This is a genomic window from Stenotrophomonas sp. AS012628, assembly GCF_010608305.1.
GTDB lineage: Bacteria > Pseudomonadota > Gammaproteobacteria > Xanthomonadales > Xanthomonadaceae > Stenotrophomonas > Stenotrophomonas geniculata.
Genome location: NZ_VMBJ01000043.1, coordinates 14,945 through 28,030 on the forward strand (window position 1 = coordinate 14,945; position 13,086 = coordinate 28,030).

16 protein-coding genes are annotated in these 13,086 nt (G+C 64.7%); 10 read left to right on the forward strand and 6 right to left on the reverse strand.

Annotated elements, in window-relative coordinates; genetic code table 11:
* The first annotated feature begins 338 nt into the window (after positions 1-338).
* The 5 genes from G5A07_RS16890 (at position 339) to G5A07_RS16910 (ending at position 5,300) form a co-directional block, all read left to right on the forward strand.
* Complete coding sequence (locus tag G5A07_RS16890; RefSeq protein WP_224329403.1) at positions 339-761, forward strand: DUF4189 domain-containing protein; 423 nt, start codon at positions 339-341, stop codon at positions 759-761.
* Between the two features lie 530 nt (positions 762-1,291).
* On the forward strand, positions 1,292-1,735 hold the full coding sequence (locus G5A07_RS16895) for a DUF4189 domain-containing protein (protein WP_262405896.1): 444 nt from the start codon (positions 1,292-1,294) through the stop codon (positions 1,733-1,735).
* Between the two features lie 597 nt (positions 1,736-2,332).
* Complete coding sequence (locus tag G5A07_RS16900) at positions 2,333-2,869, forward strand: hypothetical protein (protein ID WP_049455020.1); 537 nt, start codon at positions 2,333-2,335, stop codon at positions 2,867-2,869.
* 57 nt (positions 2,870-2,926) lie between these two features.
* Positions 2,927-3,934, forward strand: coding sequence for an XVIPCD domain-containing protein (locus G5A07_RS16905; protein ID WP_171954473.1), 1,008 nt, complete (start codon positions 2,927-2,929; stop codon positions 3,932-3,934).
* 520 nt (positions 3,935-4,454) lie between these two features.
* On the forward strand, positions 4,455-5,300 hold the full coding sequence (locus G5A07_RS16910; RefSeq protein ID WP_262405895.1) for a hypothetical protein: 846 nt from the start codon (positions 4,455-4,457) through the stop codon (positions 5,298-5,300).
* 54 nt (positions 5,301-5,354) lie between these two features.
* On the opposite strand, the gene G5A07_RS16915 is transcribed toward G5A07_RS16910, so the two are convergent.
* Genes G5A07_RS16915 through G5A07_RS16925 form a run of 3 tightly spaced genes read right to left on the reverse strand, consistent with a single transcriptional unit; the run spans position 5,355 to position 8,046 of the window.
* Positions 5,355-6,680, reverse strand: a complete 1,326-nt coding sequence (locus tag G5A07_RS16915; protein WP_191863651.1) for an XVIPCD domain-containing protein — start codon at positions 6,678-6,680, stop codon at positions 5,355-5,357.
* The gene (locus tag G5A07_RS16920) at positions 6,677-7,330 is read right to left on the reverse strand and encodes a hypothetical protein (protein ID WP_171954470.1); all 654 of its coding nucleotides are present in this window, start codon (positions 7,328-7,330) and stop codon (positions 6,677-6,679) included. The genes G5A07_RS16915 and G5A07_RS16920 overlap by 4 nt, the downstream gene beginning before the upstream one ends.
* A gap of 44 nt (positions 7,331-7,374) precedes the next feature.
* Positions 7,375-8,046: a hypothetical protein gene (locus tag G5A07_RS16925; RefSeq protein ID WP_109813658.1), complete on the reverse strand. Its 672-nt coding sequence runs from the start codon at positions 8,044-8,046 to the stop codon at positions 7,375-7,377.
* A 217-nt stretch (positions 8,047-8,263) separates the two neighbouring features.
* On the opposite strand from G5A07_RS16925, the gene G5A07_RS16930 reads away from it, so the two are divergent.
* Positions 8,264-8,812: an N-acetyltransferase gene (locus tag G5A07_RS16930; RefSeq protein WP_343160914.1), complete on the forward strand. Its 549-nt coding sequence runs from the start codon at positions 8,264-8,266 to the stop codon at positions 8,810-8,812.
* A 22-nt stretch (positions 8,813-8,834) separates the two neighbouring features.
* Here the strand turns inward: G5A07_RS16930 and G5A07_RS16935 are convergent, their stop codons facing one another.
* The 3 genes from G5A07_RS16935 to G5A07_RS16945 form a co-directional block, all read right to left on the reverse strand.
* Positions 8,835-9,041, reverse strand: coding sequence for a hypothetical protein (locus G5A07_RS16935; protein WP_005410107.1), 207 nt, complete (start codon positions 9,039-9,041; stop codon positions 8,835-8,837).
* 58 nt (positions 9,042-9,099) lie between these two features.
* Positions 9,100-9,537, reverse strand: a complete 438-nt coding sequence (locus G5A07_RS16940; protein ID WP_010484891.1) for an acetyltransferase — start codon at positions 9,535-9,537, stop codon at positions 9,100-9,102.
* A gap of 68 nt (positions 9,538-9,605) precedes the next feature.
* Complete coding sequence (locus G5A07_RS16945; protein ID WP_049413574.1) at positions 9,606-10,373, reverse strand: NAD(P)H-dependent oxidoreductase; 768 nt, start codon at positions 10,371-10,373, stop codon at positions 9,606-9,608.
* A gap of 77 nt (positions 10,374-10,450) precedes the next feature.
* On the opposite strand from G5A07_RS16945, the gene G5A07_RS16950 reads away from it, so the two are divergent.
* From G5A07_RS16950 to G5A07_RS16965, 4 genes are all read left to right on the forward strand, one after another.
* Positions 10,451-10,810, forward strand: a complete 360-nt coding sequence (locus tag G5A07_RS16950) for a helix-turn-helix domain-containing protein (RefSeq protein ID WP_010484895.1) — start codon at positions 10,451-10,453, stop codon at positions 10,808-10,810.
* Between the two features lie 75 nt (positions 10,811-10,885).
* Positions 10,886-11,410 (forward strand): tRNA adenosine(34) deaminase TadA, encoded by a 525-nt coding sequence (gene tadA / locus G5A07_RS16955; protein WP_049436615.1) that lies wholly within the window; start codon positions 10,886-10,888, stop codon positions 11,408-11,410.
* A 75-nt stretch (positions 11,411-11,485) separates the two neighbouring features.
* The gene (gene orn / locus G5A07_RS16960; RefSeq protein ID WP_043402905.1) at positions 11,486-12,058 is read left to right on the forward strand and encodes an oligoribonuclease; all 573 of its coding nucleotides are present in this window, start codon (positions 11,486-11,488) and stop codon (positions 12,056-12,058) included.
* Between the two features lie 125 nt (positions 12,059-12,183).
* Positions 12,184-13,059, forward strand: a complete 876-nt coding sequence (locus G5A07_RS16965) for an EcsC family protein (RefSeq protein WP_010484901.1) — start codon at positions 12,184-12,186, stop codon at positions 13,057-13,059.
* Positions 13,060-13,086: the final 27 nt, after the last annotated feature.

Genomic DNA, 13,086 nt, shown 5'->3' on the forward strand with positions numbered 1-13,086 from the left:
CTCGGAACCTGTTTTTGAGTCCTTCTAGCTGAGTCAATTCGGGGTATTCGTGGGTTCGCCGACTCGCCCGGGTCGCAGGGCATCAGTGAGGCTTTCGTTTTGCTGAGTCTTGGCTGACGCACGTATTCAGCCTTATGAGCCGTGGTGCAAAAAAGAGGATTGAGGCTGAGCCCGCGTTTTGTAGCTGCGCTTGGGCCCGTCTTAAAGGTGAGGGTTTCATGCGATCTACTCTATTTAACCTGCTGTCTTTGGGAATCATTGCAGCTTCAGCTTTCTCTGCACGTGCAGAAGGTGGAGCCTGCCCTCCCGGTTACTACCCCGTGGGGGGACAAGGGGCAATGGGGTGCGCACCAATTCCCGGCGCGGCGTCTGGTGGCGCCGCCCAGCAGTCTCCACGTCCTCCTCCGCAACCTACGGGTGAGTGGATCAAGACCTGGGGCGGAATTGCGGTATCCGCCAGCACTTCCGATGCCGGCGTTTCTACGGGGCACCGGTCAAAGAAGGAGGCGGAACGCAAAGCCGTCTCAGAATGTGCTGCCAGTGGAGCAAGCGATTGCAAGGTCAGCATGACCTATTTCAATCAGTGCGTTTCCTGGGTCATCCCGAGCGGAAGGACTGGAAATGGCCTGTCAGGAATTGGCACCGGTCCGACTCCGGGTGATGCCGAGCGGGCTGCTCAGGGAGTCTGCAAGAATGACAAGCCGGGAGCCTGTGCTCCTGTGTATGCAAATTGTACCGAGCCCTTGTTCAGGAATTACTGAAACGGCCGTGCTCGGGATGATTGCATTGACGCGGAGCGCTATTTGTTTGTTGCAATTTGCGCGCACAGAGGTTTGGCTCCGAGAAGCCTCGGGCGCGGCTGCGCTGCTGCAGCTGAGAATGAGGCCGACCCTGACCGCTCTGTTTTGCACGGCGGCGTGTGCAAGGACGTTATGATCTTCCAGGGACATGGCTAGCTTGATGGCACGAGTGGTCGGGTCAACGCGCGGGTTTCGACTGTGCAGGGGCATGTTGGAAGCCTGCTTGGATCTAATGGGTCTGGCGGGGCGTGTATACCCATCGGTACGGCCAGATGGCCATGCTGCAAAAAACTGCTGGATATTCTGGGCCCAGAATTTCATGGCGTGATTGATGTGCTGGTTAAAAATAGTCAACGGGGAGACGCCCCGACCATGGATGCTTGCCTTGGCGCTTGGAGCACGTAATGAAGTGGTTCACTAGGCTGGCTATTCCATCTTTCTTCTTGACTCTGTCTTTTTCCGTGATGGCTGAGGGCAACTGCCCCTCTGGTATGTATCCGATCGGAGGACAGGGAGTACAGGGCTGTGCGCCTATCCCGGGAGCAAACAATGGCGGGGTTACCGCTCCCATTTCGCCGCCACAACCGTCTGGAGAATGGATCACCACCTGGGGTGCAATTGCCACCTCCAAGCGAACTTCGGATGCAGGTGTATCGACAGGGCAGCGAAGGAAGAGTGGAGCGGAGCAGGAAGCCCTTGGCAAATGTGCTTCCGCGGGTGCGAACGATCGCAAGCTTGTGCTTGCCTACCTCAATCAGTGTGCGGCATGGGTAGTTCCCAGCGGCCGGACAGGTCAGGGTGGCTCTGGCATTGGACGAGGACCGACACTCGACGTGGCGGAGCGCGAAGCTCAGAAAGGCTGCACGAATGATCAAGCCGGGGCATGCGAGGTTTTCTACGCGGATTGCACAGAGCCGATCTTCAAGGCGTATTGATGCTATTGCCCCCCTATGCCTCCGCAACCGTTGGGCGAAGGGTTGACTGGATGGAGAGCCGTTGCCAAATTTCACATGTCCAAATAAATCGAGTCCAGTGAGTGGCAGGCGATAGCTGTCGCCATCAAAAGATGCTTGGTTGAAGGAGCAAAGCGTTGCAAGCCTTCTGTGACCTGTTTCAACCCGTGGGTCACACCTGCGGTGCCATTCTCGGGGACCCACCCAGCTGGGTCCGCATGATCAATTGCGGGGCGCTGACGGGTGGTGCATCCCGAACTTGGATCCATCAGCGTCGATCCCGCTTTTATGTGATCAAGTCCGCTTTTCGCTCCGTTCCCCCTTCGACGACTGAAGCCTCCTCGAAGTAAGCTGCCTGCGCGTCAAAATTCCGGCGCATCAGTGCCATCAAACGCAGGAGCTTTCCCGTCCATGAGGACGCTGACGACCCGCGGTGCGGGTGACGCACACCCACAACACCACCGCCGCAGGGCCGGGGCTATCATCCGCTCTGGCGGACACCGGGGCCTGCGGCGCACTGCGCGGTGTCCCGGCCGGCGCACGGGTACTGGCAAGACGGGATTGAAGGAGTGGCAGGGGATGCAGAAGGGGAGCGGCACGAACATGGACAATGCGTTGGCGTTCGTGCCGTCCGGCGCGAACCTGCTGGAAGCCGTGCGCGGTGATCTGACCGGCAATGGCATCGACGACCAGTTGCTGGTGATCGATCAGCCCGCCCCCGATGGCCTGGTGCCGGGCGAGCACGGTCCCAACCGGGTGCTGTTGTTGCTGCTGGGCGATGCTGCCGGCCGATGGCAACTGGCGGCGCGCAACGACAAGCTGGTGCCATGCTCTACCCGCGGCGGCATTGCCGGTGATCCCTTCGCCTACGTGACGATCGAGGATGGCGCGTTCAGCGTGATCACCAACGGCGGCAGCCGCGAGCGCTGGAGCAGCACCTACACGTTCCGCTACGCGCCGTCCGAGCAGGTCTGTTGGGTCCATGGCGTGCAGCGCCGGGTGGTCGACACCGAGACCGAGGCAACCCACACCCGTGACTTCTCGGCGGCCGAGCTGGGTAGGGTACGGTTTGAGGACTTTGACCCGTCCGTGGTTGCCGACGTGAGCTTGCCTTGAGTGCCGCGCCTGTGAGGAGGCAGGAGGACCCCACGATGATCGAGCAGGAGTTTGACCGTGTCGCAGGATAGAGAGTCGCAATTGTTGCGACAGGCCACGGAGGCCGGCATCACCTCGTCCCGGGAACTGGCCAACTTCATGGCGCAGGCCGGGCATGAATCCCGTGGCTTGAGCCGTCTCAACGAGAGTTTCAACTTCACCCGGGGCATCTCGCAGATCCCGGTGGAAGCAGCGTGGCGCAATGGCAACGGTGCGTTGGAGAGTGCCCGCCAGGAAGCGCTGCGTGGCCACCCGGAAAACCTGGCTGAGCTGATGTACGGCGGGCGCATGGGCAACGATGCCCCTGGCGACGCACTGAAGTATCACGGCCGCGGCTATCTGCCGCTGGTCGGCAAGGAGAACTATGAGCGTGCCGGCAAGGCGCTGGAACTGGACCTGGTGAATCACCCGGAACTGGCCGCGCAGCCCGAGCACGCAGGTCGCATTGCCGTGTGGCAGTGGCAGACGCGGGTGCCGGAGGCGGCGCGCGAGGATGTGCGCGAAGCCACGCGTGCCCTGAATGGCGCGCTCAACGGCATCGAAGCCCGCCAGCAGCGTTTTGACGTGTGGCAGCAGAAGCTGACCCCCGATGTGATGGCGCGCCTCGAGCGTGGCGAAGTGGGGGCGCCTGCCCAGCAGGCAACGGGACGCGACATGTCGCAACCGGGCGAGCCGGGATACACGCTGTTCTCGGGAGCGCGCCAGCACCTGCAGCAAATGGGGCCGCAAAGCGGTCTGCGCAGCGTGCAGGAACTGGACAATGCCGCCGGCGCACTGGCGCTCAGCGCGCAGAAGGCCGGAATGTCGCGTATCGATCACCTGTTGGCCGGCAATGACGGTCGCACGTTGTTTGCCGTGCAGGGCGCGCTGGGTGACCCGGCCATGCTGCGCGCTTCGGTCGATCGCGAACAGGCGGCGCAGCAGCCACTGGCGCAGAGCAGCCAGCAGTTGGCTACCAGCGTCGCCCAGCAGGACCCGGCGGCTGCGCTCGCCCGCGAGCAGGAGCAGCGCTCTCGATCCCTGTAGCACTTGATGCCGGCGGGCAGGGTGCCTGCAGGCGCTTTACGTACGACGCGTGGCGCCCTGTGGCGCCGACATGGAAACCCACTCGTAAGGACACCACATGCGAATCGTTCCCCCGAATGCCCGGCACGCCGCCGCCCACTGCAGTGCATCCGTGCGCCGCCTGCCGTCACTCTGGCTGCTGTCACTTGGACTCGCCGCAGCATCGGCACAGGCTCAGGAGGCCGCAGCACCCCTCGTGGAGACGCCCCGCGCTGCCGAGGCGGCCTTTGACGCGCCTGCAGGGACGGCGCACGTTGCAGCACCCACGGCGGCCGAAGCTGTTGCCGCGGCACCGGCTCCCGAAGTGCCGGCTGCCGTGACACCTCCTGCGACACCTGTGGTGGACGCGCAGCCGGCGCCGGCCGCAGGCCCGACGCCTGTGCCCGTTGCACCCGCAACGGTGGCGCCTGTCGCTGCGCCGCCTGCCGTCGTCGAGCCAGCCGTCCCGGCGGTAGCTCCCGCGCCACCCGCCTTGGCCATCGTGCCGTTGCAGCCCGAGCAGGCCACCGAGCGCGCGCTTGGCGCCCGCTGCCCGGTGGATCTGGCCGGGCGGCTGGCGACCCAGGGCGAGCTGCTGATCGGCGCGTGCCAGGGCACGATGCCGGCGCATCTGGCCGCGCTGCTGGTCGCGCTGCCCCAGCAGGACATCCACCTGCCGCGCAGCTGGCGCGAGCGTGAGGTGCAACAGAAGGTTTGGTTCAAGGCGGTGCCGGGCTACGGCCAGCGCCCGGACTTCATCGTGCGGATGGGCGACATCTGGGTGCGTTCGCTGGAAGGGCGCGACGCCGGCAGCACGTTCTACCTGGTGTCGGCACCGTTCACCTGCAGCGATCAGGTCGCCAACCGCGATGAGTACGGCGCGGAGCCGGTCCGCGTGCCAGCGGGTGATTGCCGCGAGGCCTACGTGGCCCAGCGTGTGTACCAGGTCCGCGGGGACGCGGCGCCGAGGGATGTGACCGCCGATGCCATGCCGGCCATGCCCCCGGTCACGGAGGTCGATCGTGCGCGTCAGCTGTCGCGTAAGGGACGGATCAGCCTGGACCATAGCAAGTTGCAGTACGGCCCGGCCATGCGCTGGTTCGTGCAGTACCCGGAGTCTGCGCAGAAGGGCGGTCCGCGCGCCTACGGTGACTGGAACCGCGAGCACATCGCGTTCGTGGTCTGGACTGGGGATCGCTTCGAGCTGCGTGAGAAGGTCGCGCGGGCGCAGTGGCCCTGTGACCCGGTAGCGCCGGGCGATCGCGCCTGTGGTGGCTTCCCGGATTCCGGGCCGGATCTGTTCGTAACCGCCGGTGCGTCGGCGCCGGTCGCGGCCTCCAGCCCCTGACGCGCGATGCTGAAGTAAAGCGGGAGCCGGAATGACCGGCTCCCGCGCTGTTCATCAGGCTTGCATGCTGCGGGTCTGGTTCTGCTGTTGTTCCAGTTGCTGATCGCGATCCTGTGCCAGGCGCTGTCCCGTGGCTTGCTGATCAATCCGCTGGCTGCTCTGCTCCAGCGGCGTGTTCATCGCCACCGCTGTGTCCACCGACACGCGCAGGTGTGCCGGGTCGCCGCCCTGGCCCTGCACCGCGAAGCTGCGTGAGGCGTCGGCATTCATCACCACCTCGTCGATGCGCTTGCCACCTGCAGCGTGCATCTCCGCCGCCAAGCTACCGGCCAACTGCGTACTCATCACATCCGGCACGCGGCCGACGCGAACGTCCTGCGCATGCACGCCACGGATCGCATCGTTGAACAATGGGTTGCCCAGGTGGTTGGCATCGTCCATGCGCAGCATGCTGGTGTGATGGCCGTTCTTCTCCGCCTCGCGGCGTGCCGGTTCACCGGGCTGCAGCGGGCCGCGGATGTGGTCGTACAGATCGATGGCGCCGCCCGGGATGCCCCGTGCCGCGCGGGTGACGCCGCGACGCAGTGACTCGACGTCATCGCGGTACTCCTCGATCATCCTGGCGTTGTCTTTGGCCAGCGTCTGCGTTTCCGGGTGCTTCAGCACCGAGCCTTCGTTGAGGAAGTTGCCCAGCTTGTGCGCACCGAAGGAGCTGGTGGCCGCGATGATCGGGCGGTCTGGGATCAGGTCACGCAGGGGGTGATTGCTGAAGCCGTTCGCTGCCAGCGTCTTGATCTCATCGGGCTTGGCATAGACGCGCACCTGGCCGAAGTGCGGCGAGGCAGCGCTGACCGGATCGGAGGCCATGACATGGTTGATCATGGTGTTGCCGCCTTCCGGAATGCGGTAGCTGAGGCTGACCGCGCCGTAGGCGTTGAAGGTCTCGCCCTTGACGTTGAAATGGTGCGAGGTGATCTGGGCGAGGGCGCCGCCGAGGGAGTGGCCTGTGACGGTGACTTCAGGTGCACGGCCTCCAAATGAAGCTTCCTGCTTCGCGTAGTCCAGCGCGCTCTTGGTCAAAGCGATGGCATCGGGGGCCTGCACGTTGGTGCGGGCGACGACCATGCCGCCGTCGGTCAGGATGGCATCACGAGCTATCTGCTCGGTGCCGCGATGAGCGACCACGATCTCGTTGGTGTCGGCTCGCTGATAAACCGTGCCTTGGTAACCATTGAGCCGATTATTGACGTGATCGAGAATCTTGTATTCATGCCCATTGATCGTGACGAGCTCTTCTTCCCCCGGACGCCTCCGACCAACAGCGCGATCCTTGTAGGCATCGTCGGAAAGCGCCGCATAATCCTGCGTGCTGATGGTCATTGAGTGACCTCGCTGGCGCTGAGACTCATCGTGAACAACTTGCCCTGAAGTTCAGCAACGTAGTCAGCCGGATCCGCCTTGCCGGTGGCTGGGTAGTTGGCAGCAAGCGGCGCGCGCGGATAGGCCGCGTCCGGATAGTAAAGCGTGTGGGTCTTACCTTCGGTCAGCGGATCGGCTTTGACGAAGGTCAGGAAGCGGGTCTCTTCCTCAGCACCCGTTGCCTTCAGCATTGCCCCGGCGCCGGTGAATTCCCACTTGCACACGCCACGGCCGTAGTAGTCCTCATCTAGCATGCGGTCCACATACAGGGTGCCCCGGTACTCACCATCAGCGACCTTGCGCAGCTCCACCGGCTCCTGGCTGGTGATGCGTGCCGCCGTACCGGTGGCCGGCTCGATGTGGCCGCACTGGTCTTCGTTGGTGACGTCGTACTGGGCCACGCCTTCGACCACCGCGAAATCGCCCGGGGCGTCCTTTAGGCGCAGCACCAGCTCATAGGCCTTGCGCGGGCTGGGGTTGAGCTTGGCGAGGCCACGCCCACCCTGGGCGACATCGGCTTCAGCAGCGGCACGTTCCTGGTTCATGGCGGTCTCCGGGTTGCAGGCGGTCAATAGAAGCAGAGCAAGGCACGGAATCATCTTGTGGCGCAATGTCGGCCTCCTTTGGGGGTAGAGGTAAATGTGACACTGGCAGTTCATGGCACAAGCTTCTGCACAGTAGTGGTGGTTGAGAACAGCGCATTGCGCAGCTCTTCTTTGTACGCTGAAGGATCTTCCTTGCCGCTCGCTCCGTATCCGGTGATCTCTTCGATCCGCGGGTAGTCGGCGCGTGGGTAGTACCGTGTCAATTGGCTCCCCGCGTCCATGCGCTTCTTGTCGATGAACGTCAGGAATCGCGTATCCGCCTTGCCGTTCGTGGCGCGCAACATCGCACCGACACCTGTCAGCGACCAATGGCAGACGCCACGCCCGTAGTAGTCCTCGTCCAGCATGCGGTCCAGGTAGAACGTGCCGCGGTATTCGTGCTCGCCGACCTTGTGCAGGGTGACGGGCTCCTGGCTGGTGATGCGGCCTGCAGTGCCCGTTGCAGGCACGATCCGTCCACAGTCTGCGTAGTTGCTGGCGTCGTACTGGGCCGAGCCCTCAACAATCGCGAACGGGCCCGGCGCGTCCTTCAGTGTCAGCACCAGCTCGTAGCCCTGCTGCGGTGACGGGTTGAGCTTGGCCAGGCCGCGTCCACCTGCGGCAACGTCACGCTCTGCGTCCGCGTAAGGCGAGCAGGCCGTCAGTGCCAGCAAGAGGCCCATCGGTACCAGATGGCGTCCCTTGCGTGTCGGCATGGCTACATCCATGGCGGCATCCTGCATCGTGCGTCCGTGTCCATATATCCTTCCCTGGTGACAGGTTTATCGATTATGGAGTGTTCTGGAAACCTGGCGCCAGCTAGGGCAAGGCGTGGGTGACGGAATTTTGACGCATTCAGCGTTCGGCGGCGTCGCCGAATCGATTGCGGCACAGGCGATTCGAGGTTCTCGGAGCGATTACGCTTCACGTTCTATATTTCGCCATATATTTGTGACGTAAATCACTAATTCACGCGACTCTCACGCAAGCGAACATTACGCAATGAACTACACGATCCGTGACGAAGCCATTGATGATCACGCCACCCTCCATGCGCTCACCGAGGCCGCATTCCGGGATGCTGCGCACAGCAGCCATACCGAGCAGTTCATCGTCGACGCCCTGCGCGCCCTCGGGGAGCTGAGCGTTTCGCTGGTGGCCGAGATGGACGGCAAGGTGATCGGCCATGTGGCGGTGTCGCCGGTGACGATCAGCGATGGCAGCACGGGCTGGTTCGGCCTGGGACCGATCTCGGTATTGCCCGCGTGGCAGGGGCAGGGCATCGGTGCGGCCCTGATGCACGCCGCACTTGAAGCGCTGCGTCAGCAGGGTGCACATGGCTGTGTATTGCTGGGCGAGCCGGCCTATTACGGTCGCTTCGGCTTCCGTGCCGAGCCGGGCCTGGTCCTGCCGGGTGTGCCTGCAGAGTACTTCCAGGCACTTTGCCTGCAGCCTCCGCTGGCACAGGGCGAGGTGCAGTACTCTCCGGCCTTCGAGGCGACGGCCTGATCCGGGCCTGGCACGTTCCGGCTCAGGGCGCCCGCCAGACAGTCGGTTCGGGTTGCGGCTTCGGAATGCGGTAGCCGCCGATGTGTTCAAGCAGTTCGTTGGTACGGCGCTGCTCGACCAGTACCTCACGCAGCAGGTTGCGCACGGCGAAGATGGCGAACGGCACCAGGATCCAGACCAGGCTGATGCCCAGCGCAAACAGGGTCAGCAGGGCTTTTGCACCATCCATGCACGGCGTTCCTTGGTCGAAAGCAGCCACGCTAGCACGTGGCCGCTGCCGACGGATGTCAGCCGTTATGCCGAAGATGGATGAGCGGATACGGACGGCCTTGCGAATCGAGCGGTGAGCGGCCGCTTTCGACGAAGCCCATGCGCAGGTAGAAGCCGACGGCCTGTGCGTTCTGTTCGTTGACGTCAGTGCTCAGCTGCGGATGCTGGGCAAGTGCGTGTTGCAGCAGTTGCCGGCCGATCCCGGTGCCACGTACGTCGGGATCGATGAACAGCGCTTCCATGTGCGTGCCGTCGATCAGCATGAAGCCCAGCGGCCGATCCTGTGCATCGACAGCAACGGTCATCGGCGCCTGCGGCAGGAAACCGGCCACTTCGGCATCGATGGCCTGGCGGTCTTCGGCACTGAGGAAGTCGTGGGTGGCGTCGACGGCGCGACGCCAGAGGTCGACAAGGGCGGCGCCGTCGTCGGCGCGAGAGGGGCGCAGGGTGGTCATGGGTTCACCAAGGTGCTTCGGAAGAGTGCGAAGTATGAGGCTTTCCGGTAGCGCCTGCAGGCGAAGATTCATCCCGCGTCGCGGTGGCGGATGAAGGGGCTGTGCGCGATCGCGTCCGCGCGCAGCACCACCCCATCCTCGAAGTCATCGCTGTCGTTGAAGGGCACGATTGGCCACTGCCGCCAGTGCGTCAGTCGCTCGCGGTAGGAGAGGGTGGCTGCAACCAGTGCTTCGTCGTGGGCCTGCACGCGTTCCGCTGCAAGCCCGGAACGCACGCCATGCACCACGCATGGCTCCATCACCTCGAAGCCGACGTAGCGCAGGCTGTACATCAACGGCCACAGCAGCAATCGGGTGTCGCCTTCGCGGCCGTCCACCGCGCATGCCCGTGCCGATGAACCGGTGGTGACGCTCAGCAATGCACGCTTGCCCTGCATCACGCCATGTTCGTGGCGCTGACGGCTGTTGTACATCGGCCCATATACCAGCACGCGGTCCAGCCAGCCCTTGAGGATGGCTGGCGCCGCGAACCACCACAGCGGGAACTGCAGGATCACCAGGTCTGCGACCCGCAGCAGGTGCAGGTGACGTCGCACATCGGCGGGTAACTGCTCCAGTTCGGCGCTGTGGCGTTGTTCGCGCTGGGCATCGAAGCGCTCGGGCTGCAGGCGCCGTGGATGGTGCCAGGCCGCTTCCAGCGGATCGAAGCCTTCCGCATACAGGTCGACCACATCCACCTGCGAGTGGTCGTGCCTCAGCTGCTCGGCCGCCTGCGCGGCGAGGTGGGCATTGAAGGAGCGGGGTTCGGGGTGGGCAAGCAGGATCAGGGCGCGCATGGGCGAGGTGTTCGAGGAGTGTGCGACCATCCTCGCGGTGCCGGCATGCCCCGGCAATTACGCACCTTGAGGTAACCATGGCCTATCCGGGCGATGTCTATGCCGCCGATTGCTCGGCGCGCGATGCGCTGGCGCTGATCTCCGGCAAGTGGGTGATGCTGCTGCTGCCGGCATTGGCGCAGGGCCCGCTTCGCAACGGCGCGTTGTTGCGGAAGATCGAAGGCATCTCGCAGAAGGTGCTGACCCAGACTCTGCGACAGCTGGAGCGCAATGGGCTGGTCGAGCGGTGTGACCGGGGCAGCAAACCGCTGCATGTCGAGTACCGCCTGACCGAGGTCGCGCACGGTCTGGTCGAGACGTTGTCCGCCCTGGACCGCTGGGCGGAGCACAATTTCCCGGCGCTGGATGCGGCCCGCGAGCGCTTCGACGCGCGCTAGCGGCGCCTGTACGGCCCGGGGCGTACAATGCGGCCCCGGCGGCCATCCTGGCCCTGCACACACGCGAGAACCGCCATGACCGACGCCCTGGGCGTGCCGGTGCACGACACCGATGAACACTGGATGCGCCACGCGCTGGCGCTGGCCGAGCGCGCGCAGCGCGAGTTCGACGAAATTCCGGTCGGAGCCGTGCTGGTGGGTGCCGATGGCCAGCTGCTGGGGGAGGGCTGGAACCTCAACATCGCCTCGCACGACCCCAGCGCGCACGCCGAGATCGTGGCGATGCGGGCCGGCGGAAAGCTGCTGGCGAACCACCGCCTGCTCGGCAGCACGCTGTATGTGACCCTGGAGCCGTGCGCGATGTGCGCGATGGCGATCGTGCATGCACGCGTCGCCCGTCTGGTCTACGGCGCCAGTGACCCCAAGACGGGCGCCTGCGGCAGCGTGTTCGACCTCATTGGCGACGCCCGCCACAACCATCGCGTCGAGATTCACGGCGGGGTGCTGGCCAAGGAAGCCAGTACACGCCTGACCAATTATTTCCGCGCCAAACGTGGCAAGCCGCCGCTGCTGCTGGAAGACCACGTCGGCGAGGGCTGAGGGGCGAACGGGTATGATAGGCGCCTCTTTCCTTCACCGGTAGGCCGCGCGCCTGCCCAGCAACGAGGCGACACAATGGCGGACACCGGCGCGGCCAACGAACGACTGATCTGGATCGACCTGGAAATGACCGGGTTGGACACCGACAACGATTCGATCATCGAGATCGCCACCGTGGTCACCGATGCCCAGCTCAACGTGCTGGCCGAGGGCCCTGAATTCGCCATCCATCATCCGCTGGAAACGCTGGAAGCGATGGACGAGTGGAACCGCAACCAGCATCGTCGTTCGGGCCTGTGGCAGCGCGTGGTGGACAGCACCACCACGCTGGCCCAGGCCGAGGCGCAGACCGTGAACTTCCTGGCACAGTGGATTCCGGCCGGCCTGTCGCCGATGTGCGGCAACTCGATCTGCCAGGACCGCCGCTTCCTGCACCGCCAGATGCCCCGCTTGGAGAAGTATTTCCACTACCGCAACCTGGACGTGTCCACGGTGAAGGAACTGGCCAAGCGATGGGCGCCGACCGTGGCCGCCGGCGTCGGCAAGAACAGCAACCACACCGCGCTGAGCGACGTGCACGACTCGATCGCCGAGCTGCGCCACTACCGCCAGTTCATGGGGGCGCTTTCCGGCCTTTCGACGCCTTGATCGGTAGTACCGGCCGCTGGCCGGCAAGGCGCCGGGGGCGGATGCCTTTCCAGCGGAAAGGGCTCTGACCCCTCTGTCGTGCCCCGCGACGAACTGTTCAACTCCCTGGCGCTAAGATCGGCGCCATGAACGAGCCCATCCTGCTCCCCCGCGACATCGCCCACGACGCCCGCGACTGGTCCGACCTGCAGCGGGCGGTGGCCCTGCTGGAAGCGCCGACCCTGACCGCGCGCATGGCCAACCTGGTTGGCACGCCGCTGGAGTTCGCGGTGAAGGCGCTGCCCAGTTCGGTCTCCAACCGCATCCACGGTGCGGTGCAGGCGGCGCTGACCAAATCGGCGCAGGCCGCGCTGTGGAGCATGGACAACACCCCGGGCAAGGGGGCCTCCACCCGTTGGCACAAGCTGGCGGCAGCCACCTCCGGCGCGGTCGGCGGGGCATTCGGCTTTGCGGCCTTGTTCATCGAGCTGCCGGTGTCGACCACCATCATGATGCGCGCGGTGGCCGACGTGGCCCGCAGCGAGGGCTTTGACCTGTCCGAGTTCAGCACCCGCCAGGCGTGCCTGGAGGTGTTCGCGCTGGGTGGCAACTCGCCGCGCGATGACGCCAGCGAGACCGGCTACTACCTGGCCCGCGGCTTCACCACCGACGTGATGCGCCACCTGTCGGCCGAACTGGCCGGGCGTGTGGTGACCGGTCGCGACCTGACCCTGGGCGTGGCACCAAAGGAGGCCGGCAAGCTGCTGGCGAAGATGGTGGAGAAAGTGGCGGCGCGTTTCGGCGTGGTGGTCACCGAGAAATTCGCCGCGCAGGCGGTGCCGATTGTCGGTGCCGCAGCTGGTGCAACGCTCAATACCATGTTCACCGACTACTACCAGGACATGGCGCGCGGTCACTTCATCGTGCGCCGGCTGGAGCTGAAGTACGGGGAAGACGTGGTGCGCACCTGCTATGACCGCGTGGCGCATGGCGCGGTAAAGATCGAACCCCGCTTGGAGTAGATCCACGCCATGCGTGGATGAGCCTTC

Coding starts and splice junctions, on each gene's coding strand:
- G5A07_RS16890 (WP_224329403.1), top strand. CDS start 339: ATGGGGTGCGCACCAATTCCCGGCGCGGCGTCTGGTGGCGCCGCCCAG.
- G5A07_RS16895 (WP_262405896.1), top strand. CDS start 1,292: ATGTATCCGATCGGAGGACAGGGAGTACAGGGCTGTGCGCCTATCCCG.
- G5A07_RS16900 (WP_049455020.1), top strand. CDS start 2,333: ATGCAGAAGGGGAGCGGCACGAACATGGACAATGCGTTGGCGTTCGTG.
- G5A07_RS16915 (WP_191863651.1), bottom strand. CDS start 6,680: ATGACCATCAGCACGCAGGATTATGCGGCGCTTTCCGACGATGCCTAC.
- G5A07_RS16925 (WP_109813658.1), bottom strand. CDS start 8,046: ATGCAGGATGCCGCCATGGATGTAGCCATGCCGACACGCAAGGGACGC.
- G5A07_RS16935 (WP_005410107.1), bottom strand. CDS start 9,041: ATGGATGGTGCAAAAGCCCTGCTGACCCTGTTTGCGCTGGGCATCAGC.
- G5A07_RS16940 (WP_010484891.1), bottom strand. CDS start 9,537: ATGACCACCCTGCGCCCCTCTCGCGCCGACGACGGCGCCGCCCTTGTC.
- G5A07_RS16945 (WP_049413574.1), bottom strand. CDS start 10,373: ATGCGCGCCCTGATCCTGCTTGCCCACCCCGAACCCCGCTCCTTCAAT.
- G5A07_RS16950 (WP_010484895.1), top strand. CDS start 10,451: ATGGCCTATCCGGGCGATGTCTATGCCGCCGATTGCTCGGCGCGCGAT.
- tadA (WP_049436615.1), top strand. CDS start 10,886: ATGACCGACGCCCTGGGCGTGCCGGTGCACGACACCGATGAACACTGG.
- orn (WP_043402905.1), top strand. CDS start 11,486: ATGGCGGACACCGGCGCGGCCAACGAACGACTGATCTGGATCGACCTG.
- G5A07_RS16965 (WP_010484901.1), top strand. CDS start 12,184: ATGAACGAGCCCATCCTGCTCCCCCGCGACATCGCCCACGACGCCCGC.